A 25,263-nucleotide genomic window follows, 5' to 3' on the forward strand; every position below is an offset into this window, starting at 1 on the left:
AGTTGGAGAATCACGGACTCGTGCTAGTGGATGCCAGTCGGTGAACTGGACGAAAAGTGGACAAAGCACAAGATTGTAATTTTGAGGAAACCGCCTGAACGGCGGTTCCGTAGCGTGTTCGTATCTTGAAAAAGACCGGGCTGCTATATTAAGCAACTCTTCGTGGTTGCTTCTTGCTGTGAACATACACTTCAGGCCGAAGACAAGCCGATCAAAAAGATGTGAATTTGATCTGTCGGATTTCTTCTTGGCAGGAGGGTAAATGCCCCGAAGCCGCACGGTGGGACTCATGATCGGGACCACGACGGTCGACATGGTCATCTCCGAGTTCGGACGTGAAGTCACCAGTAAGCTCCGAACCGGGCACGGTTCGAGAGAAGATCATCTGCGTGGCCCGTTCGAGCGCATGCTCGCGGCGATCGCTGGAAGCCTCGGCCTGAAGATTACGACCATCGGTGAGACTCGTCTCCCTGACCTTTCGATCCGGCCTGACTACGCCATCGACGTCGCCGGTGCGCGTGCCGGGTATGTCGAGTTGAAGAAGCCCGGCCACGGTGTTCCGGACACCTGGACGAAGGCGAGCAAGCACGATCTTGAGCAGTGGGAGAAATTCCAGCGTCTTCCGAACGTTCTCTATTCCGACGGTGAGCAGTTCGCGCGTTACAACTTCGGCAAGCTGCAGGGGGTGGTGGCCAAGCTCGAACCCGGCCTCGATCGCGCAGGCAACAAGCTGCATGCGGTGGGCACGGACTTCGCGCGAGTCCTCACTGATTTCCTGCTGTGGGAGCCCGAACGGCCGCGCACACTGGATGAACTTGTTCGGTTGACGGCCAACCTGTGCGGCCTGCTCCGAGACGATGTCACCGCCGAGATCGCGCGGGAGAACTCCGGGAAATCGGCGACGCAGACTTTCCTCGGCTTGGCCGCGGACTGGCGCCAAGTTCTCTTCCCGAACCTGACGGATGTGGAGTTCGCGGATCAGTACGCGCAAACGATCACCTTTGCGCTCTTGCTGGCCCGGGTGGAGGGCGTCAGCTTCCCTGGCCGCTCCATCGGTGAGATCGCTCGTTTGCTGGGGAAGAAGCACTCGTTGATGGGGCGTGCGCTCACGGTCCTCACCGACCAACCCGAGGAGGAGCACAGCGTCGCTCTGACCACCATGGTGAGGGTGCTGAGTGTGGTGGACTGGGCAGAGTTCCCCGACGACACCTACGCGATGCTGTACGAGCGGTTCCTCACGGCCTACGACCCCGCTTTGCGTCGGAAGAGCGGTGTCTATTACACGCCGGCCTCGCTGGTCTCCTTCATGACCAGGTTCGTGGACGATGTTCTGCGGTCTCGACTGGATCGAAGCCTCGGGTTCGCGAACCGGGACGTCATCGTCGTCGATCCGGCGATGGGAACCGGAAGCTTCTTGGCGGAGGTCGTCGACAGGGTTGCGGTGACGGTCGAGGAAGAGGAAGGCCTCGGTGCTGTTCCGGCAAGCTTGCGTGAGCTGTCGAAGCGACTGATCGGCTTCGAGAACCAGGCCGCTCCCTACGCGGTCGCCGAGCTGCGTCTTCACAGCTTGCTGAAGAAGCGGCATCGCGCGGAGCTCCCGGCTTCGGAGCGTCGATTCCTCGCGGATACCCTCGATGACCCCGATGTGCAGCTTCTCCCGATGGGGCGCATGTATGAAGCCATCGAGCGGTCCCGCAAGGGAGCGAACCGGGTCAAGCGTGAAGAGCCGGTCATGGTGGTGATCGGCAACCCGCCCTTCGTCGACAAGGTGAAGGGCATCTCGTCGTGGATCGAGTCACCCAGCTCTGCGGTCGCGGCACCGAGCCTCCATGCGTTCAAGAAGCCTGGCAACGGCCGCCTGGAGTATGTGCTTTCGAACAAGTACATCTACTTCTGGCGATGGGCGACCTGGAAGGCCTTCGACGCGCATCCTGCCGACCCCGCGGGTGTCGTCGCCCTCGTGTGTCCCGCGGGGTTCGCGACCGGCCCGGGCTTTGCTGGCATGCGGGAGTATCTTCGCAGAACCGCGGATGAGGGCTGGTTCATCGACTTGACGCCTGAAGGGCATCAACCACCGATTTCTACCCGGTACTTCAAGGAAAACCAGCAGCCCATCTGTGTGGCGATCTTCATCCGTCGAGGCACGTCGAACCCCGACGTTCCGGCACTGATTCACCGAGTGAGTGTCTCCGGAAGCGTCGTGGAGAAGGAGGCTGCACTGGCCCGGCTGCAGGTGGATGATGGGTGGGATATGTGTGCGAGTGATTGGGTTGCTCCTTTCCGGGCTACCGGCGACGAGCACTGGGCTTCGATGCCTTTGTTGCCTGACCTCATGCCCTGGACTTCGCCGGGAGTGAAGCCCAACCGGACCTGGGTGTATGCGCCGGAGCAGAGTTCCCTGGCGGAGCGCTGGCGCACCTTGGTGGAAGCGGAGCCGGCCGAGAAATCCTTGCTCTTCCAGGAGAGCCGGGATGCAAACCTCAGACGAGTGAACCCACAACTTCCAGGGTGCAGGGTAGCGGGCGCGCCTTTCGTGGAAGAACGTGGTGAGCCGCCAGTGTTCGCTCGCGTTGCCTTTCGCTCCTTCGATCGACAGTGGATGATCCCCGATCCGCGGCTGCTGGCGACGCCGAGGCCGGCACTCTGGGGAGTTGCTGGGGACAGGCAGATTTTTGTCGTTGAGCAGCATGTGCACGACATCGGGTCCGGGCCGGGGTTGGTGTTCGCTGCTCAACTCCCCGACATGCACTATTTCGCAGGGCGGGGTGGTCGCGTGTTCCCGCTTTACGCGGACCCGAACGGCCGGAAGGCCAATCTTGCGCCAGGTTTGCCGGAACTTCTTTCAGATCGTCTCGACCTCGAAATCAGACCTGTCGACCTGGTGGCTTACCTGGCTGCGGTGATCGCTCATCCCGGGTTCACCTCCCGGTTTGCGGCTGACCTTCGGACTCCAGGTGTTCGGGTTCCACTCACATGTCGGCCAGACCTGTGGGCGGAAGCGGTCAGCATCGGGCAGGAGCTCCTCTGGTTGCATACCTACGGAGAGCGGTGTACTGATTCTGCTGCTGGTCGCCGAACCGGCCCACCGAAGATGCGAGCGGGCCGTCCGACGGTACGGGTCGGCATTCCGGACACCGTGGAGGACATGCCTGACACCATTGCCTACGACGAGCCGTCGCGGACTTTGCATGTCGGAGACGGGGCCATCGGTCCGGTATCGCCCGAGGTCTGGAACTATCGAGTGGCCGGAATGTGGGTCGTCAAACACTGGTTCGGGTATCGGAAGAAGAACCCATCCGGGAACCGGAAGTCACCACTGGATGACATCGTCGCTGCCACGTGGACTCCGTCGATGACGACCGAGCTGCTTGAGTTGCTGAACGTTCTCGAACTTTGCGTCGCACTTGAACCGCGTCAAGCGACACTGCTGGATGAGATCATGGAGCAGCCTCTGCTCACCATCGATGACTTGACGGCGGCGAAAGTGCTGCCGGTACCTGCGGCGGCCCAAGCTGCTCCCAAGGTCGGTCGGGGCATCGATCTGTTCTCACAAGATGCCGAGGGCTGACTTCTGTTGCCCGCGGCTCAGAGTCAGATGAGCTCGATGATCCGGTCTGCCCAGGGGTGTCAGCTCCCCGAGAAGGCGGCGTGGTCGGCCTCCGTCCGGTCGGCGTACCGCACGGCGTACGCGCCCATCGCTTCGTCCAGCTCGGAGTCCTCGGCGAAGTAGCCCGCCAGGAGCTTCGGGTGCAGTGACCGCGTGTGGGCGCGGGCCAGCAGCGCCCCGGCCAGCCTGCCGTAGTCGTCGAGGTGGTCCTTCTCCAGCTCGGCCGGGTCGATGTCGCCCTTGAGGTTGCGGAACTGGCGGACGATGAACGGGACGCCGCCGATCGTGGTCCAGCCGAGCAGGACGTCGGTCTCGGCCTGCACCAGCCGGGCGCCGTCGACGATCCGGCGTCCTTCGTGGGTCGCTTCCGGGAGGTCCAGGTACGGCGCGAGCGCGGGCTTCTGCGCCTGCTTCACCTGCAGCACCAGGTCTTCGTCGTCGTTGCCGTGCAGCAGGGCGACGTAGCTGCGCAGGCCGACGCTGCCGGTGCCGACCACGCGGAAGGCGACGTCGGCGATCCGGTAGCGCGAGATGAGCGTCCGCCGCGACTCGCGCAGGGTGTCCACATAGGACACCAGGCCGGCGGCGACGGCCTCCGCGGTCGCCTCGTCGACGTGCGTCAGCACCGGCGGGTCCTCGACGAACCGGTGGCGCGCCAGGCCGGTCTCGTGGTCGTCGACGCGCTCGGTCCACTTCGCGGCGACCTTCGCGCTGTCGTTCTTGCGGGCCTTCTCGGCGGCGTCGGCGAAGTCGTCGATCAGCTCGTCCGCGCGGGCCTTGGACAGCACCGAGGAGTCCGGCAGCGCGTTCCAGCTGCGCAGGAACGGCAGGTCGGCGAGCGCGCGGATGGTGCGGCGATAGGACTTCACGGCGTCTTCGGCGGCCTCGCGGCAGCCGGACTCGCCGATGCTGCCCTCGCGGCCGGCGAGCACGAGGCTGGCCGCGAGCCGCTTGAGGTCCCACTCCCACGGGCCCGGGACCGTCTCGTCGAAGTCGTTGATGTCCATCACGATCTTGCCTTCGGGCGTGCCGTAGAGCCCGAAGTTGGCGGCGTGGGCGTCGCCGCAGAGCTGCGCGGTGACCCCGGACGACGGCGTGCCGGCGAGGTCGGCGCCCATGAGCCCGGCGGCGCCGCGGAAGAAGGTGAACGGCGAGGCCAGCATCCGTTCCCGGCGCAGCTCGGCCAGCTCCGGCAGCCGGCCGGCGTTGCTGGCGTCGAAGTACTGCTTCGGGCTCGGCCGGTCCTTGCCCGCGGCCTCGTGGTCGTGCGCGGCGGCGGGTGCCTTGTCCCGGAGCCGCTTCCCCTGTTCGTAGAGCTCGGCCGGCGTCACGCTGTCGGTGCCGACGAGCGGCCGTTCCACCCATTCCCCTGATCCCATACCGGGCACAACGTCCGAAGGGGACGATCTGCTCCCGGTTGTGCTCCGGATGCCGCCGGGGCGGGAGGCTCACCCGGCGGCATCCGGACGTTTCAGGGGCGGATGACCTCGGCGATCGCGTCGATGCCGCGGTCCAGCTCCTCGCGGGTGATCACCAGCGGCGGTGCCACCCGCAGCGTGCGCTCGTGCGTCTCCTTGCACAGCACGCCCCGCGTCGCCAGCGCCTCCGACGCCTCGCGGCCCGACGGACCGCCCGGCGCGATGTCGATGCCGGCCCACAGGCCGCGGCCGCGGACCTCGGACAGCCCGGTGCCGATCAGCTCGCCCAGCCGGGTCTGCAGGTGCGCGCCCAGCTCGGTGGAGCGCTGCTGGAACTCGCCCGTCTTCAGCAGCTTGACCACCGCGCGCCCGACCGCGCAGGCCAGGGGGTTGCCGCCGAACGTCGAGCCGTGCTCGCCCGGCTTCAGCACGCCCAGGACGTCGCGGCGGCCGGCCACCGCCGACACCGGCAGGATGCCGCCGCCGAGGGCCTTGCCCAGCGTGTACACGTCCGCGCGGACGCCTTCGTGGTCCAGCGCCAGCACGGTGCCGGTGCGGGCCAGCCCGGACTGGATCTCGTCGGCGATCAGCAGCACGCCGTGCTCGTCGCACGCGGCCCGCACATCGGCGAAGTAGCCCTCCGGCGGCACGATGACGCCGGCCTCGCCCTGCACCGGCTCCAGCAGCACCGCGGCCGTGCGCGGGGTGATGGCGTCGCGCAGCGCGGCGGCGTCGCCGTACTTCACCGTGACGAAGCCCGGCGTGAACGGGCCGAAGTCGGCGCGGGCGGTCTCGTCGGTCGAGAACGACACGATCGTGGTGGTCCGGCCGTGGAAGTTCGATCCGGCGACGATGATCTCGGCGGTGCCGTCCGGCACGCCCTTGATCCGGTGCGCCCACTTGCGGGCGATCTTGACGGCCGACTCGACGGCCTCGGCGCCCGAGTTCATCGGCAGCACCAGCTCGGTGCCGGTCAGCTCGGCCAGCTCGCGGCAGAACAGGCCCAGCTGGTCGTGGTGGAACGCCCGCGACGTCAGCGTGACGCGGCCGAGCTGCTCGACCGCGGCGGCGATCAGGTCCGGGTGCCGGTGGCCGAAGTTCAGCGCCGAGTACCCGGAGAGGAAGTCCAGGTAGGACCGGCCTTCGACGTCGGTCACGGTCGCGCCGGAGGCTTCGGCGATCACGACGGGCAGCGGGTGGTAGTTGTGCGTGCTCCACTGCTCGTCGAGCTCGATGAAGCTCGCGGCGGTGGGGGCGGCGGTCTCCCGGCCGGCGAACGTCGTCATACGTTCAGGTTAGAGGCAATACACGCAGAGTTCAGCCGGGAATCATTGCTTTCACCCGTTGTTCGTTGCGCAATCCGTGGCTCGGACCCCCGAATCGCTGTGAGACCACCCGGCCGGGTGCGCCGACAGGAAAGCCCTCGCCCGACTGGCTATCGTCGCGGGATGGCCAAGAAGGACACAGGAAGCCGGGTCCGGGACGCGCTGCGCGTCGGCGCGGAGCTGCCGGACCCGGGCTCGACCCCGGTGGGGCCCGGCAAGAAGCCGAAGGCCGTCGCCAAGCTGGACGACGCCGCCGCACGGCTGTCCGCGCTGCAGGAAGCGCTCTACGCCGAGGGCGTCGGCGGCGGTGCGCGGAACGTCCTGCTGGTGCTGCAGGGCATGGACACCTCGGGCAAGGGCGGCACGGTCTCGCACGTGCTCGGCCTGGTCAACCCGATGGGCGTCCGCTATGCCGGGTTCAAGGCCCCGACGGCAGCCGAGCGCCGCCACCACTACCTCTGGCGGATCCGGAAGCAGCTGCCGGTGCCCGGCCAGATCGGCGTGTTCGACCGCTCGCACTACGAGGACATCCTGGTCCCGCGCGTGACCGGCCTGCTCACCGCGGCCGAGCGGCGCCGCCGGTACGGCGAGATCAACGCGTTCGAGAAGGAGCTGGCCGACGCCGGCACGACCGTCGTCAAGGTTTTCCTGCACATCTCGCCGGAGGAGCAGCTCAGGCGGCTGAAGGCCCGGCTGGAGACGCCCGAGAAGCACTGGAAGTACAACCCGGGTGACCTCGAAGCGCGCTCGCACTGGCCGGCCTACCAGGAGGCCTACGCCGACATCTTCAAGAAGACGTCGACGGACCACGCGCCGTGGCACGTCGTGCCCGCCGACCACAAGTGGTACCGCAACTGGGCCGTCGCCGAGCTGCTCATCGAAACCCTCGCCGAGCTGGACCCGAAGTTCCCGGAGCCGGGCTTCGACGTCGGGGAGGAGCTGGCGAAGCTGAAGGGTGTTGGCGTGTCGGCGTGACCGTCTGAAAGAGTGCGGACGTGACCGATGTCGACGACCTCCCGTTCCTCCGCAAGCAGGCCCGGACCCAGCGCTTCACCCTCGGCGCGCCGAAGGAGTTCCGGGTCGCGCCGGACGCCTCGCGCGTGCTCTTCCTGCGCGCGGAGTCGGGCACCGACCCCCGGCACAGCCTCTGGTCGGCCGACCTGGCCACCGGCGCCGAGACGAAGGTCGTCGACGCCGTCGAGCTGCTGCCCGGCGAAGAGGAGCTGCCCGCCGAAGAGCGGGCGCGCCGCGAACGCGCCCGCGAGACCGGCGGCGGCGTCGTCCACTACAGCACCGACGCGGGCTTCACCGTCGCCGCGTTCTCGCTCTCGGGCAAGCTCTACACGCTCGATCTCGCTTCCGGCGAGGTGACGCTGCGCGTCGACGGCTCGGTGATCGACCCGCGCCCGAACCCGACCGGCACGCACGTCGCGTACGTGCAGAACCGGCGGCTGCACGTGCTGGAGCTGGCTTCCGGAGAAGACCAGGTGCTGGTCGAGGAGGACGGCGAGGACATCGCCTGGGGTCTCGCCGAGTTCATCGCCGCCGAGGAGATGGACCGCACGCGCGGCTACTGGTGGTCCCCGGACGGCCGCAGCCTCCTGGCCGAACGTTCCGACCGCGGCCCGGTGCCGCGCTGGACCATCGCCGACCCGGCGAACCCGCAGAACCCGGCCAACGTCGTCGCCTACCCGGCCGCGGGCACCACGAACGCCCTGGTGTCCCTGTCCGTCCTCGGCCTCGACGGCTCCCGGGTGGACGTCGCCCCCGGCGAGTGGGAGTACCTGGCGTCGGTGCACTGGTCGGCCGGCGGCGCGCCGCTGCTCGCCGTGGAGCCGCGCGACCAGAAGCGGATGGACGTCCTCGCCCTCGACGTCACCGACGGCTCGACGTCGGTGCTCCACACCGCGGCCGACCAGCACTGGATCGACATCGTCGGCGGCGTCCCGGCCTGGACCCCCGACGGCAGGCTCGTCACCGAAGGCATGGTCGACGGCGACCACCGGCTCTTCGTCGGCGGCGAGGCCGTCACCCCGGCCGGGCTGCAGCTGCGAGCGGTGCTCGACGTCGGCGACGAGATCCTCTTCAGCGCGTCCGAGGACGACCCGACGCAGATCCACGTCTTCCGCACCGAAGGCGCGTCGGTCCGGCGGTTGTCCACTGTGGACGGCGTACACGTCGGATCCGGTTCGGCCGCGGTCACCGTGCTTTCCTCGTGGAGCCTGGAGCACAGCGGCCCGCGCGTCTCGGTGCTGCGGGACGGCTCCTCGGTCGCGTCGATCGCGACGTCCACTGTGGACCCGGACATCGTGCCGAACCTGACCTGGCTGACGCTGGGGGAGCGCGGCCTGCGGGCGGCGCTGCTCCTGCCGCGCGGTTACGAGCCGAGCGAAGGCAAGCTGCCGGTGCTGCTCGACCCGTACGGCGGCCCGCACGCCCAGCGCGTCCTGCAGAGCCGCAACGCGTTCCTGACCTCGCAGTGGCTCGCCGACCAGGGCTTCGCGGTGCTCGTCGCGGACGGCCGCGGCACGCCGGGGCGCGGCGCGGTGTGGGAGCGCGAGATCGCCGGGCGCCTCGCCGACGTCACCCTGCAGGACCAGGTCGACGCCCTGCAGGCGGCCGCGGCTTCGCACACCGAGCTGGACCTCGAACGGGTGGCCATCCGCGGCTGGTCCTACGGTGGGTACCTGTCCGCTCTGGCGGTGCTGCGCCGGCCGGACGTCTTCCACGCGGCGGTCGCGGGCGCGCCGGTCACCGACTGGTCGCTGTACGACACGCACTACACCGAGCGGTACCTGGGCAAGCCCCAGGACGAGCCGGAGAGCTACGCGCACAACTCGCTGATCGAGAGCGCCGCGGAGCTGAGCCGCGCGCTGCTGATCGTGCACGGGCTGGCCGACGACAACGTGTTCCCCGCGCACTCCTTGCGGCTGTCGTCGGCGCTGCTGGCGAAGGGGCGGCCGCACGTCTTCCTGCCGCTGGCGGGGGCCACCCACATGACGCCGCAGGCCGAAGAGGTCGCGGAGAACCTGATGCGCACGCAGGTGGACTGGCTGCTGCGCGAGCTTTCCGCCGTGGACAAGGAGACTGCGTGAGTGAGCCTGCGAACGAACCATTCAGCACTGCGCCTTCGGCTTATGCCGGGCTGAGCGTCAGCGAGGGCCGCGCATGAGCCGCTGGGGCCTCACGATTCCGCTGACGGGGGTGCCGCTCACGGCGCACCGCGAGCTGGTCGAACAGCTGCCGGACCTGGGCTACACCGACGCGTGGACGGCAGAGACGGCGGGCACGGACGCGTTCACGCCGCTCGTGCTGGCCTCGCAGTGGGCGCCCCAGCTGCGGCTGGGCACCGCGATCGTCCCGGTGTACACGCGGGGCCCCGGCCTGCTGGCGATGCAGGCGGCGACGGTCGCGGAGCTGGCGCCCGGCCGGTTCGTCCTCGGCATCGGCGCGTCGTCGCCGGTGATCGTCTCGAACTGGAACGCGGCTCCCTTCGAAGAACCGTTCGCGCGGTCGCGGGACACGCTGCGGTTCCTGCGCTCGGCGCTGGCGGGGGAGAAGGTCAGCGAGAAGTACGACACGTTCGCCGTCTCGAAGTTCCGGCTGGAGCGCCCGGCCGACCCGCCGCCGTCGATCATGCTGGCAGCCCTGCGCCCGGGCATGCTGCGCCTCGCGGCGCGCGAAGCGGACGGCGCGATCACGAACTGGCTGGCGGCTTCGGACGTCCCGAAGGTGCGCTCGGTGATCGGCCCGGACGTCGAGCTGGCGGCCCGGATCTTCGTCTGCCCGACGGAGGACGCGGACGCGGCGCGCGGCCTGGGCCGGATGCTGATCTCGAGCTACCTGACGGTCCCGGTGTACGCGGCGTTCCACGACTGGCTCGGCCGCGGTGAGGCACTGGCCCCGATGCACGAGGCGTGGGCGGCGGGCGACCGGCAGAAGGCGAACCAGGTGATCCCGGACGCGGTCGTCGACGAGCTGGTGATCCACGGCAGCGTCGAGTCGTGCCGCGAACAGGTGCAGTCCTATGTGGACAACGGCTTGACGACGCCGATCATCGCGCTGCTGCCGACCGGCGGGGATCCCTTCGAGCAGGTGCGGGGGCTGGCCCCGCGCTGACTCAACCGACGAGCAGGGCGACCGCCGCGGCGAAACGCTCGAGGTACGCCTCGCGCGTTTCGACCTGGTGCTTCAACCCGATCGACGCGCTGATCAAGGTCTGGGCGACGCGGACCGCCTGCTCCGGGTCCGCCGCCTCGGCCACCGCGTCGGTGACCAACCGCTCGAACCGCGCCGGCGCGGTCTTGGTGAGCTCGCCCAGCAGGTCCGGGTGCTGCTCGATGACGCCGGTCACGTCCCGGCTCAGCGGTCCGAGGTAGCGCCCGGTCCACCGGTCGAACGCGTCGGCCAGACGTGCGGGCAGGGGGCGGCCGGCGTCGGCGAGGATGCGCCCGGCCGCGGCCAGGTCCTCGTCCAGCGCCCGGCCGACCGCGGCCCGGAACAGCGCTTCCTTCGACTCGAACAGGAAGTACAGCCCCGGCCGCGAGATCCGGGCCGCGCGGGCGACCTCCTCCATGGAGGCCTTCCGATAGCCGTGGCGGGCGAAGGTGAGCAGGGCCGACTCGAGCACCGCCTCCCGGCGGCCGGCCTCGGCGTTCTGCGTTTCGGGCATGTGGCCAGGCTAGCAGACTGGCTTTACAACTTCTGACTAGTTTGTATAGTCGGGTCATGACCTTGATCAGCACGCCGTTCACCGCAACCAGCACCGCGGCCGAGGTCGTGGCCGGCCTCGACCTGACCGGCGTCCGCGCGGTCGTGACCGGTGCGTCTTCGGGCCTCGGCGTCGAGACGGCCCGGGCGCTGGCCTCCGTCGGCGCCGAGGTGACGCTCGCCGTCCGCGACCCGGCCGCCGGGGAGGCGGTCGCCGCCACCATCGCGGGCGCGGCGGTCCGGCCACTCGACCTCGCCGACCGGGCCTCCGTGCGCCGGTTCACCGACGGCTGGGCGGGCCCGCTCCACCTGCTCGTCGCCAACGCCGGGCTCGTGACCGGCGGTCTCGCTCGCACCCGGGAGGCGTGGGAGCTGCAGTTCGCGACGAACCACCTCGGCCACTTCGCCCTGGCCCGCGGCCTGCGCGACGCCCTCGCGGACGGTGCCGCGGACCGGGGTGAGGCGCGGATCGTCGCGGTCAGCTCGACCGCGCACATGCGCGCCGGCGTCGACTTCGAAGACCCGCACTTCGAGCGCCGGGACTACGACCCCCAGATCGCATACGCCCGGTCGAAGACCGCGAACTCCCTGTTCGCGGTGGGCGCCACCCGCCGGTGGGCGGCCGACGGCATCTTCGCGAACGCGGTGAACCCCGGCGGGGTCGCGACGGGGCTGCAGCGCGACTTCACGGAGGCGCAGAAGCAGTCCCTCGCCGCGGCCGAAGCGGCCGGGATCTTCACCTACAAGACCGTCGGGCAGGGCGCGGCGACCAGCGTCGTCGCCGCCGTCGCGCCTCAGTTCGCCCGCACCGGCGGGCACTACCTCGACGATGGTCAGGAGGCCTACACCGTCCCCGACGACGCCGAGCTCGCCGACCACCCGCACGGGGTCAAGGAGTGGGCGCTGGACGCGGCTCTCGCGGACCGGCTCTGGGCGCTGTCGGCCGAGCTGACTAGCTGAAGACCGCGGTGGCCAGGAGCAGCCCCAGCGCACCCGAAGCCAGGCCTGCGACCACCGTCACGACCACGTTCAGCACCGCGTACAGCCGCGTCTTCTCCAGGAACAGCCGGACGGTTTCGTAGCCGAACGTCGAGAACGTCGTCAGGCCGCCGCAGAAGCCCACCGCCACCAGCGACCGCAACGACGACGGCTCCGCGCCGTGCAGGAGCCAGCCGCTCAGGAAGCCCAGGATGAACGAGCCCACGACGTTCACCGTCAGCGTCCCGAACGGGAACGGCGAATCGCGCCACGCCTGCACCCGCCGGTCGGTCAGGTAACGCAGGATCGACCCGGCCGCGCCGCCGACCGCCACCAGGAGCACCGTCACGCGTGACCCCTTCGCAGCGCGCGCGTCGCCGTCAGGCCGGCGGCCACCGCGATCAGGCAGAGCGCCACCGACGCCAGCACGTACATCAGCGACGCCAGGATCCGCCCGGTCGTCGCCGCGTCGAGGGTGTCGGTCACGAAGGTGGAGAAGGTCGTGAACCCGCCGAGGATCCCGACGCCGAGGAACGGCCGCAGCAGCTGGTGCGGCCGCGGGGTGGTCGTCAGGATCGCCATGAGGACACCGATGAGCAGGCAGCCGAGCACGTTGGTGAGCAACGTCGCGACGGCGAACTCCCCGCGGGCGTGCGGAATCGCCACCGACAGGCCGTAGCGGGCGAGGCTGCCCACCGCGCCGCCGGCGCCGATCGCGAGCAGGACGTCCCACCGGGTCGCGGACACGCTGATCACCTCCGCGTCGAACCTACCCCCGGCGTAACGACGGTCTTCGCGGCGGCGACTCCTGCGGGCGTACCGCGCCGACGGACCGCTGGGAGCCGCGTTGTCGAGAGAAGGTCCTTACACCAAGATCAGTGCCGTGGCAGCGGTCCTGGCGCTGGTGCTCGCTTACCTGCTGGCGGCGGCCCCCGCGCACTGGTGGCCGTTTCCGACGGTCGCCGGGCAGGCGCAGTCCGCGCCGGGTGGCACGACCGCGGTGTTCGCACCGCCGGTCGCGGACTACTCGACGACCCCGCAGACCACCACGGCGGTCGAGGAAGACCTCGCCGGCTTCGTCCTCGGCTACTACCGCTCGATGCCGGACACCACCGCGGGCTGGCCGCTGATCGGCCCGAACCTCCACGGCCGTGGCCGCGCGAGCTACGACCGGTTCTGGGGCCGCTACGGCAGCGCGGAAGTGCTGGACCGGCCGTCGGTGCGGGACAGCCAGGTCACGGTCCGGATCGCGCTGCACCCCCGCGACGGCACGGCGACGCTGGTCGAACGGCACGTGCTCACGATCATCCGCTACGACGGCGGTCTCCGCATCGACGCCGACGAATACCTCGGCCGAGGCTGACGGACAAACGCCGTGAAGGCCACCTTGAGGGACATAGAGTCCCTCAAGGTGGCCTTCACGGCGTTCGAGCCGGGGCCCCTGCACCCCGGCCGCCGCGCCGTGCGTTACGCCGGGCGGATGTTCTGGTTGACGTGGAACACGTTCTCCGGGTCGTACCGCCGCTTGATCTCCGCCAGCCGCTCGTAGTTGCCGCCGTAGGAAGCCTTCACCCGGTCCTGTCCCTCCTCCATCATGAAGTTGACGTACGCCCCGCCGGCCGAGGTCGGGTGCAGCTCCTCCCAGTAGTCGCGCGTCCACTGGGAAATCGTGTCCGCGTTGGCCGGCGACGGGTCGACGCCCACGATCACGCCCGACCAGCCGCCGGACCGGTGCGGGAACGCCGTCGCGTCGGCTGCCACCCGGCTCGCCGCTCCGTCGATCGGGTACAGGTGCATCGACGAGTGCATCGACGGCAGTCCCTCGCCGTGCTTGAGGTGGATGTCGATCGCCGCGTCGGAGATCTCGTGGAACACGTCCGCCCGCCAGTACCACTGCAGCCCGGCCGGGTACAACGCGTCGAACGCGCTCTGCAGCACCGTGTACGGCATGTCGTGCAAGCCGACCACCAGCGGTGAACCGAAAGAGCGCACCGGCGCCAGCACCTCGTCGGCCTTGTCGTGCGCACCCGTGTAGCACCAGACGATGCCGCACGCCTTGCGGCCCCACAGCTCCTCCGGGAACGGCGGCGCCGGCGGGACCGTCAGCAGGCCGAACCAGCCGCTCAGCTCTTCGGGCAGCGACGGCAGCAGCTCGCGGTACCAGCGCAGCACGTCCGGGGTGTCGCCCAGGTCGTACAGCACCGGCCCGCCGATGACCGTGCCGCGCTCGCCGATGTCGTGGCAGCGGAAGGTGAACGACGTGACGACGCCGAAGTTGCCGCCGCCGCCGCGCAGGGCCCAGAACAGGTCCGGGTGCGAAGACTCCGAAGCGTGCACGAACGAGCCGTCCGCGAGGACGACGTCCGCGCCGAGCAGGTTGTCGATCGTCAGGCCGAACCGCCGGGCCAGGTAGCCGATGCCGCCGCCGAGCGTCAGCCCCGCGACGCCGGTCGACCCGACGATGCCCGACGGCGTCGCCATCCCGAACGCGACCGTGGCGTGGTCGACGTCGCCCCAGGTGCAGCCGGCGTCGGCGCGGACGGTGTGGTTGACCGGGTCGACGGTGGTGCTGCGCAGCCCGGACAGGTCGATGACCAGCGCGCCGTCGGCGACGCCGAGGCCGCCCGCGTTGTGGCCGCCGCCGCGCACGGCGACGTCCAGGCCCTGCGCGCGCCCGTAGCGGACGCAGGTGACGACGTCGGCGGCGTCGCGGCAGTAGGCGATCGCCGCCGGCCGCTTGTCGATCATGGCGTTGTACACGGCGCGGGCCTCGTCGTAGCCCGGGTCGGCCGGCGTGATCAGGTCGCCGCGCAGCGTGGCGGCCAGCTCTTCGTGCGGCAAAGCGGTGGTGGTCATGGTGCCCCTCTCGGAATTCCCCTACCCGAGGAGAACGTAGGCACCCGGCGTTCGCGCAGCGTTCGGTCCGTTCGCCGCAGGTCAGCGCGGTCAGGACGGGGACCGGACGCCGAGGTCCGCCTCCGCCCGCCGCCGCAGCGCGACGCTGCCCTGGACGCGGGCCAGCTCGGCGGCCGCCCGCAGGCGGGGGAGCGGATCGGGGTCGTGGGCCGCCCGCAGCCGCAGCACCTCCGGCAGCCACCAGCGGTCGTCGCGGGCCTCCCCGGCGGCGAGCGCGGCGTCCAGCGTCGCGCGGGCCGCCTCCGGGGCCGACAGCTCGGCGAGCAGCGACAGCCAGTACGGCATCCGCGCGAACGCCCCCTCGGCCTTGAGGTGCGCGACGCCTTCCTGGGCCGCGGCCAGCCCGGCCGCGCCGCCGCGCGACCAGCCGCCCAGCACCAGCGCCCACTCCCGGTAGTAGGCGAAGCCGTACCGGTCGCACAGCGTGTGGAGCTCGGTGACGGCCGCCCACAGCGCCCGCCGGTCGCGGCGCATCTGGTGGGTGATCCCGGCGTACGCCAGCGCGATGGCCAGGCTGTAGGGCTGGTCGACCTCGCGGGCGATCGCGATCGCGCGGGCGCCGCTCGCCACGGCCGCGTCGTCGTGGCCGAGGAGCCAGTGGGCGTGCGCCGCCCAGGCCGGCCCGTGCACGTCCGGCCGGGTGCCGATCGGCCACGACGACGCGCCGCGCGTGCGTTCCGCGCCCAGCTCGAAGTGCCGCAGCGCCTCGGCCGGGTCGTGCCCGAGGCTCAGCGACGAGCCCGCGAAGATGAAGTGCGCCGAACCGTCCTGTTCGGCACTCGTCCCGGGCGCCAGGAGCGCGAGGGCCCGTTCGGCCGCTTCGTGCGCCTCCGCCGTCCGGCCCTGGACGAACCGGGACGACCACAGTTCCAGCAGCGCCGTCAGCGCGGACTCCTTGCCGCCGGAGGACTCCGCGAGCGCGAGCGAACGTTCCAGGACGTGCTGCAGCTCGGGGGAGGAGTAGCCGTGGTGGGCGTTGAGCGGCCCGGCGAGCGCTTCGAGGACGGCGAGCTCCGCGCGGTCGCGGTTGCCGCTCGCCGGGCGCGCGCGGACGAGGTCGAGGGCCTCCTTCAGCAGCCGGATCGCCTCGGCGTGGGCGAACGTCCCGGCGGCGACGGCCGCGGCCCGCCGGTAGTGGGCGACGGCGCGGTCGGGCCGCCCGCCGCGCGCGTACTGCTCGGCCAGCTGCGCCGCCACGGCGTCGGTGTCGTCGGCGTGCAGCAGCTCCATGCCCTGGGCGAGGCGCCGGTGCAGCAGCCACCGCCGTGGTGGGCTGACCTGCTGGTAGGCGGCCTCGCGCAGCAGGTCGTGGGTGAAGTCGTAGCCGCCGCCGAACTCGCGCACGATCCGGCGGCGCCACAGCTCGTCGACCGCGTCGACGACGGTGTCCGCGTCGAGGTCGCTGGCCTCGGTGAGCAGCTCCAGGGTGAAGTCCCGGCCGGCCGCGGCGGCGAGCCCGGCGACCTCGCGGGCCGCCGGGCCCGGCTGCTCGAGCCGGGCGCGCAGCACGCCGGTCAGGCGACCGGAGGGCGGGGAGTCGTTGGTGCGCAAGGCTTCCACGACGTACAGCGGGAACCCGCCGGTGGCCGCGTGCAGCAGGGCGCGGTCCGACGCGGACAGCGGCCGCCCGGCGACCGCTTCGCCGAGACGGGCGGTGCCCTCGGCGTCGAACGGGCGCAGCGGCAGCTCGGTCAGCTTGCCGTCGTCGCGCAGCTGGGTGCTCCAGGCCGCGACGCCGGGGTCGGCGTCGCCGTCGCGCAGCGTCCCGGCGACCAGCAGCGGCGCGTCCGGCAGGAGGCCGAGGCAGAAGGCGAGGAACGCCCGCGTCTCGTCGTCGCACCACTGCACGTTGTCCAGCACCAGCAGGACGGGCCGCCCGCCGGCGGTGAGCGCGCGGGCGAGCCCTTCGAAGAACCGCAGGCGCTGCCAGGCGTCGACGCCGCCGTGCCCGGTCGCGGCCGGGCGTGTGGCCGGCCGCAGCCGGTCGACCTCGGTCCGCCAGACCGCGTCGAGCGACGTCGCCGCCCGTTGCACGGCCGGGGTGCGCAGCCAGTCGGCCACCGGCGCCAGCGCGATCCGCCCGGGCGTGCCGAAACAGCGGCCGACGGCGACGACCGCGCCTTCCGCGCGGGCCAGCGCGGCGAGCTCGGCGACCAGCCGGGTCTTGCCGACCCCGGCGTCGCCGCGCACGAGGACGATCCCCGCGCGGCCCGCCGCGGCCGCGTGCCACCACTCGCCGAGCCGCGCCAGTTCGGTTTCCCGGCCTACGAGCCCAGGCGCGGCTGCCCGCCGGGGTTCGGGGTCCGGCCGCGCGAGCAGCCGGCGCAGCGCCGCGCGGGTCGGTTCGGCCGGGACGACGCCGAGCTCGCGTTCGAGGATCGACGCGCACCGGTGGTACGTGCTCACCGCGCCCGCCCGGTCGCCGGCGTCGGCCTGCAGACCCATCAGCGTCCGGTAGCCGGTCTCCTCCAGCGGGCGCAGCCGGACCCGGCGGCGGGCCGCGTCGAGCGCGACGGCCGGGTCGCCCGCCGGGGTCCGGCAGAGCAGGTCGCACAGCTCGACGCATTGGCGCTCGAGCTCGGCGCGGGCCGCCAGGACCCAGTCGTCGGCCAGGCCCGGCAGCAGCTCGCCGCGGTAGGCCGCGAGGGCGGCCTGCGCGTGGGCGACGACCTCGCCGGCGTCCGCCGCGGCCAGCGCGGACCGGCGGGCGACGTCGAACTCCCGCACGTCCACCAGGCTTTCTCGGGTGTCCAGCCAGCACAGGTCACGTCCGGTGACGACCAGGGAGGGCGGGTCGCCCAGCACGCGGCGCAGCTGGTGCAGCTCGCGGCGGAGGTTGGTCAGGGCCTGCGCGTCGGTGGAGTCCGGCCAGAACAGTCCGGCGATCAGCCGCCGGGGCTGGGCGAGACCGGCGTGCACGACGAGGTGGGCCACGAGCGCGACCGAGCGCGGCGACCGCGTCAGCACGGCCCCGGACTCGTCGTCGGCGATCACCTGTTCGCCCAGCAGCGACACCCGCAGCATCCGGCCACGCTAGCGCCGAGACGGGTTCGCGCGCGGATCTTCACCGGCGAGGGGTTGCGCCGGGGCGCCCGGGTGCGCAGGCTCGACGTCGTGAGCGAGCACGAGTACGACCTCATCGTCATCGGTTCGGGCCCCGGCGGCCAGAAGGCCGCCATCGCCGCGGCGAAGCTGGGCAAGCGGGTGGCGGTCGTGGACCGGCACGACATGGTCGGCGGGGTGTGCGTCAACACCGGCACGATCCCGTCCAAGACGCTGCGCGAAGCGGTGCTCTACCTGACCGGCATGAACCAGCGCGAGCTGTACGGCGCGAGCTACCGCGTCAAGCAGGACATCACGATCGCCGACCTGCTGGCACGCACGCAGCACGTCGTCGGGCGCGAGGTCCAGGTGGTGCGCGCGCAGCTGATGCGCAACCACGTCGACCTCATCGCCGGGATGGGCTCGTTCGCCGACCCGCACACGGTCATCGTGGACGGCAAGCACGCCGGCGACCGCCGGACGCTGACCGCGGACTACGTCGTGATCGCCACCGGCACCCGCCCCGCGCGGCCGGGCCACGTCGACTTCGACGCCGCCCGCGTGCTCGACTCCGACGAGATCCTGCGCCTGGAGCAGATCCCGTCGTCGCTCGTCGTGGTCGGCGCCGGGGTGATCGGGATCGAGTACGCGTCGATGTTCGCCGCGCTCGGCTCGCGCGTGACCGTGGTCGAGCAGCGCGACCAGATGCTCGACTTCTGCGACCCCGAGATCGTCGAGTCGCTGAAGTTCCAGCTGCGCGACCTCGGCGTCACGTTCCGCTTCGGCGAGAAGGTCGCCGACGTCGCGGTGTCCGACGACGCGACGATCACGACGCTGGTCAGCGGCAAGCGCATCCCGGCCGACGGCGTGATGTACTCCGCCGGCCGTCAGGGCATGACCGGCGCGCTCGCGCTGGACGCGGCCGGGCTGGCGGCGGACGAGCGCGGCCGGCTCGTGGTCGACGAGCACTACCGCACCGAGGTGCCGCACATCTACGCGGTCGGCGACGTGATCGGCTTCCCGGCGCTGGCGGCGACGTCGATGGACCAGGGCAGGCTCGCGGCGTACCACGCGTTCGGCGAGCCGGCGAACGGCCTGGGCGCGCTGCAGCCGATCGGGATCTACACGATCCCGGAGATCTCGTACGTCGGTTCGACCGAGGCGCAGCTGACGTCGTCGTCGGTGCCCTACGAGGTCGGCATCGCGCGCTACCGCGAGCTGGCGCGCGGCCAGATCACCGGCGACAGCTACGGGATGCTGAAGCTGCTGGTGTCCACAAAGGACCGGAAGCTGCTCGGGGTGCACGTGTTCGGCACGGGCGCGACGGACCTGGTCCACATCGGACAGGCGGTGATGGGCTGCGGCGGCACGGTCGACTACCTCGTCGACGCGGTGTTCAACTACCCGACGCTCTCGGAGGCCTACAAGGTGGCGGCGCTGGACGCGCACAACAAGATCCGCGCCTTGGACCGCTTCACGTCCTGAGCCGCCGACTCCGCGGATCCGCCCGCGGCGAACGCGTTTGACACTCGACTAGAACATATGTTCGACTGGCGCCGTGCGATGGGATCGGCAGCGAGCGGGGGAGGGTGAGCCGGCACTGCCCGGGCTGGAGGGCCTGGTGCGGTCCGTGCGGTCACCGGAGTTCGACGGCGTCACCTTTCACGAGGTGCACGCGCGCTCGGTGCTGAACAAGGTGCCCGCCGGGTCCGGCGTGCCCTTCGGCTGGACGGTCAACCCGTACCGCGGCTGCTCGCACGCCTGCACGTACTGCTTGGAAGGCGGCACCCGCATCCTGCTGGCCGACGGCCGGACGAAGGCGCTGTCCGAACTGGCCGTCGGCGACGACATCTACGGCACCCGCGGCCACGGCGCGTCCCGGCGGCTCGTGCCCACCAAGGTGCTGGCCCACTGGACGACCCTGCGCGCCGCCTACCGGGTGACGCTCGAAGACGGCACCCGGCTCGTCGCCGGCGGCGACCACCGGTTCCTCACGAGCAAGGGCTGGAAGCACGTCACCGGCACCAAGTTCGGCGCCGCGCAACGCCCGCACCTGGAGCCCGGCACCGAGCTGATCGGCGTCGGGCGGTTCGAGCCCACCCCGGACGAAACGCTCGGGTACCGGGCCGGCTACCTCTGCGGGATGCTGCGCTCCGGCGGGTTCGCCGCGGAACCGGACGCCGCCACGCGCGCCCTCGAGTACCTGCCCGACTTCGGCGCGTCCGTCGGGTTCCTCCAGGTCCCGTCCGAACCGGACGCGCACTGGCAGCGCGGCTTCCTCGCCGGCCTCTTCGACATCGCGGGCGACTACGGCCGCGGCGTCCTCGCCGTGGCGCACGACGAACCCGAGATCACCGAAGCCTTCGCCGGCGCGCTCACCCGCTTCGGCTTCGCGCACCACATCGACGAGGTGCCGAAGTTCCCCGCCCGCCAGGAGGTCCGGCTGCTGGGCGGGACGCCCGAGGTGCTGCGGTTCCTGCACGTGAGCAACCCGGCGGTGGCGTGGAAGCGGTCGCTGGACGGCGCGGTGATCGGCGCGAGCCGCCGTCTCGTCGAAGCGATCGAGCCGCTCGGCCTGCAGCTGCCGCTGTTCGACATCACGACCGGAACCGGCGACTTCATCGCCGACGGCATGGTGTCCCACAACTGCTTCGCCCGGAACACCCACACGTACCTGGACTTCGACGCCGGCCACGACTTCGACACCCAGGTCGTCGTGAAGGTCAACGCCCCGCAGGTGCTGGCGGCCCAGCTGAAACGGCCGTCGTGGCGCCGCGAGCACGTGGCGATGGGCACCAACACCGACCCGTACCAGCGCGCGGAGGGCCGCTACCGGCTGATGCCGGAGATCATCACGGCGCTGGCCCGCTCCGGGACGCCGTTGTCGGTGCTGACGAAGGGCACGGTCCTGGCGCGCGACCTGCCGCTGCTGCAGGACGTCTCCGCCGACGTGCCGGTCTCGCTCGCGGTGTCGATCGCCCTGCTCGACCGCGAGCTGCAGCACCGCCTCGAACCCGGCACCCCGAGCCCGCAGGCCCGGCTGGAGCTGGTCCGCAAGGCCCGCGACGCCGGCCTGCCGTGCTCGGTGCTGGTGGCACCGGTGCTGCCGTGGCTGACGGACTCCCCGGAGGCCCTCGACGCGCTGTTCGCGAAGCTGGCCGAGGTGGGCGCGACGAGTGCGACGGTGATCCCGCTGCACCTCCGCCCGGGAGCGCGTGAGTGGTTCGGGCGGTGGCTGGCGGGGACGTACCCGGCGCTGGTGCCGCGGTATCGCGAGCTGTACGCGCGGGGGAGCTACGTGCAGAAGGCGTATCGCGAGCGCCTCGGCGAGCGGGTGGCGCCGTTGCTGCGGCGGCACGGGCTGGCGCCCAAGACGGGGTATGAGGTGCGGAGCCCGGAGCCGGTGCCCGAGGCGCCGGTCGTGGAGCAGTTACGCCTGTTGTGACGGCGGGGAGCGTTCGCGGTCGAGCGGCGTTCGCCGCCCGCCGGGCCCCCGATCGGTCCTTTGTGGACAACACCCTCTCGCGGTGCGTGATCCTCCGCCGGACGGCCGTGTGGGTGAAGCCGTCACCCGGAACGCCGCCCGACCCTGCCGAACTCCGCCGTTCGCCGTAGTCCGGCCCCGATTGCGTCGCCGTGTCGGGGCCTTGCGGAAAAATGTCCGATCGTGTCGTTGTCGCCCCACCTCGCCGACGCCTAACGTCGAAGGGATCGACGTGGAAGGGAGAGCGGTGATGACGACCTCGCAGACCGACCGCGTCGCGGCCGCCCGGCTCGCCTGGGCCGCTCTGAAGCTGACCCGGGCCGGCCGGCACCCCGTGAGCGTCGACAGGCTGGCCGCGACCGTCGGTGTCGCCCCGGTCGAGGCACGCCGGCTCGTCGAGCTGATCGGCTTCACCCTGCACCGCGACCTCGTGATCACCGGCCCCGCGCCGCGCGGCGCCCACCACCGGCTCCAGCCCGCCGAAGGTACCCTCGGCGCCGGCCCGGACGGCACCGTCGACATGTTCCTGCTGGCCATCGCCACCGGCGAGCGGGTGCACGCGGCCGCGACCTGCCCGGTCACCGGGACGCGCATCCGCATCGAACTCACCGCGCGGGCGATCATGCAGGCCGACCCGCACTCGGCCGTCGTCGCCACGGTCGACCTCGGCTTCGGGCTCGAGCAGGCCGACGCGATGGCCTGCGCGGGCCAGCCGTTCTTCGCCTCGGCGCCGGCCGCCGCCAACTGGCTGGTGACGCACCCCGGCGGCCGCATCTACCAGGTCGCCGCCTACCTGGCCCAGGCCCACCGGCTGGTCGCCGCGCTGGAAACCCGGCCGAGGTACGTGCTCTGACCAGTGCGCAAGCAAGCTTGCCGACGTCGTAGGCTGTGACCTGCGGGGCTTCGCCCCGAGCCGGGGGCTCTGCCACCCGGACCCCCGAAAGAATTGAGCGGTTCGTTAGCCTTTCCGGGCAGCGAGAACCGCCCATGTCGAAGGAGAGCAGTCGCAGTGCTCCGCACTCACAACGCCGGCACCCTGCGTGCCGAGCAGGCCGGACAGACCGTCACCCTCACCGGATGGGTGGCCCGGCGGCGAGATCACGGCGGCGTCATCTTCATCGACCTCCGTGACGCCAGCGGCGTCGCCCAGGTCGTCTTCCGCGAGGGCGAGATGGCCGAGCGCGCGCACGCGCTGCGTTCGGAGTTCTGCGTCAAGATCGTCGGCGAGGTCGCGAAGCGCCCCGAGGGCAACGCGAACGCCGAGATCCCCACCGGCGAGATCGAGGTCCTCGCGACCGGGCTCGAGGTGCTGTCCGAGGCCGCGCCGCTGCCGTTCCCGATCGACGACCGGGTCGACGTCGGCGAGGAGATCCGCCTCAAGCACCGCTACCTGGACCTGCGCCGCAGCGGCCCGGCCGCGGCCATGCGGCTGCGCAGCGAGGTCAGCCGCGCCGCCCGCGAGGTGCTGCACGACCAGGACTTCGTCGAGATCGAGACGCCGACGATGACCCGCTCCACCCCGGAAGGCGCCCGCGACTTCGTGATCCCGGCGCGGCTCAAGCCCGGCTCCTGGTACGCCCTGCCGCAGTCGCCGCAGCTGTTCAAGCAGCTGCTCATGGTCGGCGGCATGGAGCGGTACTACCAGATCGCGCGCTGCTACCGGGACGAAGACTTCCGCGCCGACCGCCAGCCCGAGTTCACCCAGCTCGACATCGAGATGAGCTTCGTCGAGCAGGACGACGTCATCAAGGTCGGCGAGGACATCGTCTCGGCGCTGTGGAAGCTGATCGGGCACGAGATCCCGCGGCCCATCCCGCGCATCACCTACCACGAGGCGATGGCCAAGTACGGCTCGGACAAGCCGGACCTGCGCTTCGACCTCGAGATCACCGACCTGACGGAGTTCTTCGCCGACACGCCGTTCCGCGTGTTCCAGGCGCCCTACGTCGGTGCGGTCGTGATGGCCGGTGGCGCGAGCCAGCCGCGCCGTCAGCTCGACGCGTGGCAGGAATGGGCGAAGCAGCGCGGCGCGCGCGGCCTCGCGTACATCCTCGTGAACGAGGACGGCACGCTCGGCGGCCCGGTCGCCAAGAACCTGTCCGAGACCGAGCGCGAGAATGTCGCCGCCGCGGCGGGCGCCAAGGTCGGCGACTGCATCTTCTTCTCCGCCGGCAAGGCCGCGAGCACCCAGCCGCTGCTCGGCGCCGCGCGCGACGAGATCGGCAAGCGTCTCGGCCTGATCGACGAGGACGCCTGGTCGTTCGTGTGGGTCGTCGACGCGCCGCTGTTCGCGCCCGTCGAGGACATCGGCGACGACGTCGCCGTCGGCTCCGGCAAGTGGACGGCGGTGCACCACGCGTTCACCTCGCCGACCCCGGAGTGGATCGACAAGTTCGAGCAGGACCCGGGCAACGCGCTGGCCTACGCCTACGACATCGTCTGCAACGGCAACGAGATCGGCGGCGGGTCGATCCGTATCCACCGCGGCGACGTCCAGAAGCGCGTCTTCAGCCTGATGGGCCTCGGCGAAGAGGAGGCGCAGGAGAAGTTCGGCTTCCTGCTCGATGCCTTCGCCTTCGGCCCCCCGCCGCACGGCGGCATCGCGTTCGGCTGGGACCGCATCGTCATGCTGCTGGCCAAGGCCGACTCGCTGCGTGACGTGATCGCGTTCCCGAAGACCGGCGGCGGCTACGACCCGCTGACCGCGGCACCGGCGCCGATCACGGCGCAGCAGCGCAAGGAAGCCGGCATCGACGCCAAGCCGGCCGCGCCCCCGCAGAACTAGTGCTGCACCTCAGGGCCGTGTGCCCGCCGGACAAGACCGCCCAGGCGCTCGACATCCTGCGGGCCCACGCCGGGGTGGCGCACCTGGTCGTGCACCGCGGCGTGGCCGTGTCGCCCGAGGGTGACCTGGTCGAGGCCGACATCGCGCGCGAGGCGGCGGACGAGCTCGTCGAGGCGCTGTGCGTGCTCGAGCTCGACCACACCGGCGGCATCACGCTCGAAGCGATCGACACGGCGCTGTCCGACGCCGCCGACGAGGCGGAGGAGGCGGCGCCGGGCGAGGGCGCGGACGCCGTGGTGTGGCAGGAGCTGCTGTCCCGCACCGGCGAGGAGTCACGGCTCAACGTGACGTTCCTGGCGTTCCTCACCATCGCGTGCCTGCTCGCCGCGGTCGGCGTGCTCACCGACTCCGCGGTGACGATCGTCGGCGCGATGGTCGTCGGCCCGGAGTTCGGGCCGCTGGCCGCGCTCGCCGTCGGCCTGGTGCTGCGGCGGTGGGACCTCGTCCGGCTCGCGGGGGCGGCGCTGGGGATCGGCTTCCCGCTGGCCATGGTCGTCACGCTGGGCGGTGCGCTGCTGGTCCGCGCGACCGACGTGTTCGGCGCGCAGGCGTTCGAGCTGAAGCGGCACAGCGAGGTCGACTTCGTGTTCTCGGTCGGCGTACCGTCGCTGGTCGTGGCGATGCTGGCCGGGGCGGCCGGGATGCTCGCCATGACGTCGGCGAAGTCGGCCGCACTGGTCGGGGTGTTCATCTCCGTGACCACGGTGCCGGCCGCGGGGTATGCGGTCGTGGCGGCCGTGGCGGGGGAGTGGAACCGATGCGTCCAATCGGTGGGTCAGCTGCTCGTCAACCTTCTCGGAATCGTTGCAGCGGCGGCCATTGTGTTGATCGTGCGCCGGAATGGGCAACGTTCACCGGTGGGGATGCGTCCACTTTCCCGGGGATGAGTCCTTTCCGGGCCGGGGGATCCTTCTTGTCCGGATGTCAGTAGTCATGGT

18 protein-coding genes are annotated in these 25,263 nt (G+C 71.2%); 11 read left to right on the forward strand and 7 right to left on the reverse strand.

Annotated features, from left to right (window positions below):
- Window positions 1-289 precede the first annotated feature (289 nt).
- Window positions 290-3,568 (forward strand): type ISP restriction/modification enzyme, encoded by a 3,279-nt coding sequence (locus AB0C38_RS39715; RefSeq protein WP_360683172.1) that lies wholly within the window; start codon window positions 290-292, stop codon window positions 3,566-3,568.
- 59 nt (window positions 3,569-3,627) lie between these two features.
- Here the strand turns inward: AB0C38_RS39715 and AB0C38_RS39720 are convergent, their stop codons facing one another.
- Together AB0C38_RS39720 and rocD are read right to left on the reverse strand one after the other, a co-directional pair.
- The gene (locus tag AB0C38_RS39720; RefSeq protein ID WP_360683174.1) at window positions 3,628-4,986 is read right to left on the reverse strand and encodes a DUF2252 domain-containing protein; all 1,359 of its coding nucleotides are present in this window, start codon (window positions 4,984-4,986) and stop codon (window positions 3,628-3,630) included.
- A 92-nt stretch (window positions 4,987-5,078) separates the two neighbouring features.
- The gene (gene rocD / locus AB0C38_RS39725) at window positions 5,079-6,311 is read right to left on the reverse strand and encodes an ornithine--oxo-acid transaminase (RefSeq protein WP_360683176.1); all 1,233 of its coding nucleotides are present in this window, start codon (window positions 6,309-6,311) and stop codon (window positions 5,079-5,081) included.
- A gap of 162 nt (window positions 6,312-6,473) precedes the next feature.
- Between rocD and AB0C38_RS39730 the strand changes: the two genes are divergently transcribed.
- From AB0C38_RS39730 to AB0C38_RS39740, 3 genes are all read left to right on the forward strand, one after another.
- Window positions 6,474-7,325: a PPK2 family polyphosphate kinase gene (locus AB0C38_RS39730; RefSeq protein ID WP_360683178.1), complete on the forward strand. Its 852-nt coding sequence runs from the start codon at window positions 6,474-6,476 to the stop codon at window positions 7,323-7,325.
- A 20-nt stretch (window positions 7,326-7,345) separates the two neighbouring features.
- Window positions 7,346-9,445, forward strand: a complete 2,100-nt coding sequence (locus tag AB0C38_RS39735; RefSeq protein ID WP_360683180.1) for a prolyl oligopeptidase family serine peptidase — start codon at window positions 7,346-7,348, stop codon at window positions 9,443-9,445.
- 73 nt (window positions 9,446-9,518) lie between these two features.
- Window positions 9,519-10,469: an LLM class F420-dependent oxidoreductase gene (locus AB0C38_RS39740; RefSeq protein ID WP_360683182.1), complete on the forward strand. Its 951-nt coding sequence runs from the start codon at window positions 9,519-9,521 to the stop codon at window positions 10,467-10,469.
- 1 nt (window position 10,470) lies between these two features.
- Here AB0C38_RS39740 and AB0C38_RS39745 read toward each other — a convergent pair whose 3' ends face one another.
- On the reverse strand, window positions 10,471-11,022 hold the full coding sequence (locus tag AB0C38_RS39745; protein ID WP_360683184.1) for a TetR/AcrR family transcriptional regulator: 552 nt from the start codon (window positions 11,020-11,022) through the stop codon (window positions 10,471-10,473).
- Between the two features lie 56 nt (window positions 11,023-11,078).
- Between AB0C38_RS39745 and AB0C38_RS39750 the strand changes: the two genes are divergently transcribed.
- Entirely contained in the window at window positions 11,079-12,020 is a 942-nt protein-coding gene (locus AB0C38_RS39750; protein ID WP_360683186.1) for an SDR family NAD(P)-dependent oxidoreductase, read from the forward strand.
- On the opposite strand, the gene crcB is transcribed toward AB0C38_RS39750, so the two are convergent.
- Both crcB and AB0C38_RS39760 read right to left on the reverse strand, forming a co-directional pair.
- The gene (gene crcB / locus AB0C38_RS39755; protein WP_360683188.1) at window positions 12,013-12,387 is read right to left on the reverse strand and encodes a fluoride efflux transporter CrcB; all 375 of its coding nucleotides are present in this window, start codon (window positions 12,385-12,387) and stop codon (window positions 12,013-12,015) included. The genes AB0C38_RS39750 and crcB overlap by 8 nt on opposite strands.
- The gene (locus AB0C38_RS39760; protein ID WP_360683190.1) at window positions 12,384-12,785 is read right to left on the reverse strand and encodes a CrcB family protein; all 402 of its coding nucleotides are present in this window, start codon (window positions 12,783-12,785) and stop codon (window positions 12,384-12,386) included. The genes crcB and AB0C38_RS39760 overlap by 4 nt, the downstream gene beginning before the upstream one ends.
- Window positions 12,786-12,921: 136 nt before the next feature.
- Here AB0C38_RS39760 and AB0C38_RS39765 point away from each other — a divergent pair, with 136 nt between their 5' ends.
- Window positions 12,922-13,401, forward strand: a complete 480-nt coding sequence (locus AB0C38_RS39765; protein WP_360683192.1) for a hypothetical protein — start codon at window positions 12,922-12,924, stop codon at window positions 13,399-13,401.
- Window positions 13,402-13,505: 104 nt separating this feature from the next.
- Here the strand turns inward: AB0C38_RS39765 and AB0C38_RS39770 are convergent, their stop codons facing one another.
- Together AB0C38_RS39770 and AB0C38_RS39775 are read right to left on the reverse strand one after the other, a co-directional pair.
- Window positions 13,506-14,894 (reverse strand): FAD-binding oxidoreductase, encoded by a 1,389-nt coding sequence (locus tag AB0C38_RS39770; RefSeq protein ID WP_360683194.1) that lies wholly within the window; start codon window positions 14,892-14,894, stop codon window positions 13,506-13,508.
- Window positions 14,895-14,984: 90 nt separating this feature from the next.
- A complete protein-coding gene (locus tag AB0C38_RS39775) occupies window positions 14,985-17,978 on the reverse strand; it encodes an AAA family ATPase (RefSeq protein WP_360683196.1) in 2,994 nt (997 codons plus the stop codon).
- 90 nt (window positions 17,979-18,068) lie between these two features.
- On the opposite strand from AB0C38_RS39775, the gene sthA reads away from it, so the two are divergent.
- From sthA to AB0C38_RS39800, 5 genes are all read left to right on the forward strand, one after another.
- The gene (gene sthA / locus AB0C38_RS39780; RefSeq protein WP_360683198.1) at window positions 18,069-19,481 is read left to right on the forward strand and encodes a Si-specific NAD(P)(+) transhydrogenase; all 1,413 of its coding nucleotides are present in this window, start codon (window positions 18,069-18,071) and stop codon (window positions 19,479-19,481) included.
- Between the two features lie 73 nt (window positions 19,482-19,554).
- Entirely contained in the window at window positions 19,555-21,441 is a 1,887-nt protein-coding gene (locus tag AB0C38_RS39785) for an intein-containing Rv2578c family radical SAM protein (protein WP_360683200.1), read from the forward strand.
- Window positions 21,442-21,730: 289 nt separating this feature from the next.
- Window positions 21,731-22,333 (forward strand): organomercurial lyase, encoded by a 603-nt coding sequence (gene merB, locus AB0C38_RS39790; RefSeq protein ID WP_360683202.1) that lies wholly within the window; start codon window positions 21,731-21,733, stop codon window positions 22,331-22,333.
- A gap of 156 nt (window positions 22,334-22,489) precedes the next feature.
- Complete coding sequence (gene aspS, locus AB0C38_RS39795) at window positions 22,490-24,265, forward strand: aspartate--tRNA ligase (RefSeq protein ID WP_360683204.1); 1,776 nt, start codon at window positions 22,490-22,492, stop codon at window positions 24,263-24,265.
- Entirely contained in the window at window positions 24,265-25,212 is a 948-nt protein-coding gene (locus tag AB0C38_RS39800) for a DUF389 domain-containing protein (RefSeq protein ID WP_360683206.1), read from the forward strand. Before aspS ends, AB0C38_RS39800 begins: the two co-directional genes overlap by 1 nt.
- Window positions 25,213-25,263: the final 51 nt, after the last annotated feature.

Source organism: Amycolatopsis sp. NPDC048633, from assembly GCF_040650695.1.
Classification (GTDB): domain Bacteria; phylum Actinomycetota; class Actinomycetes; order Mycobacteriales; family Pseudonocardiaceae; genus Amycolatopsis.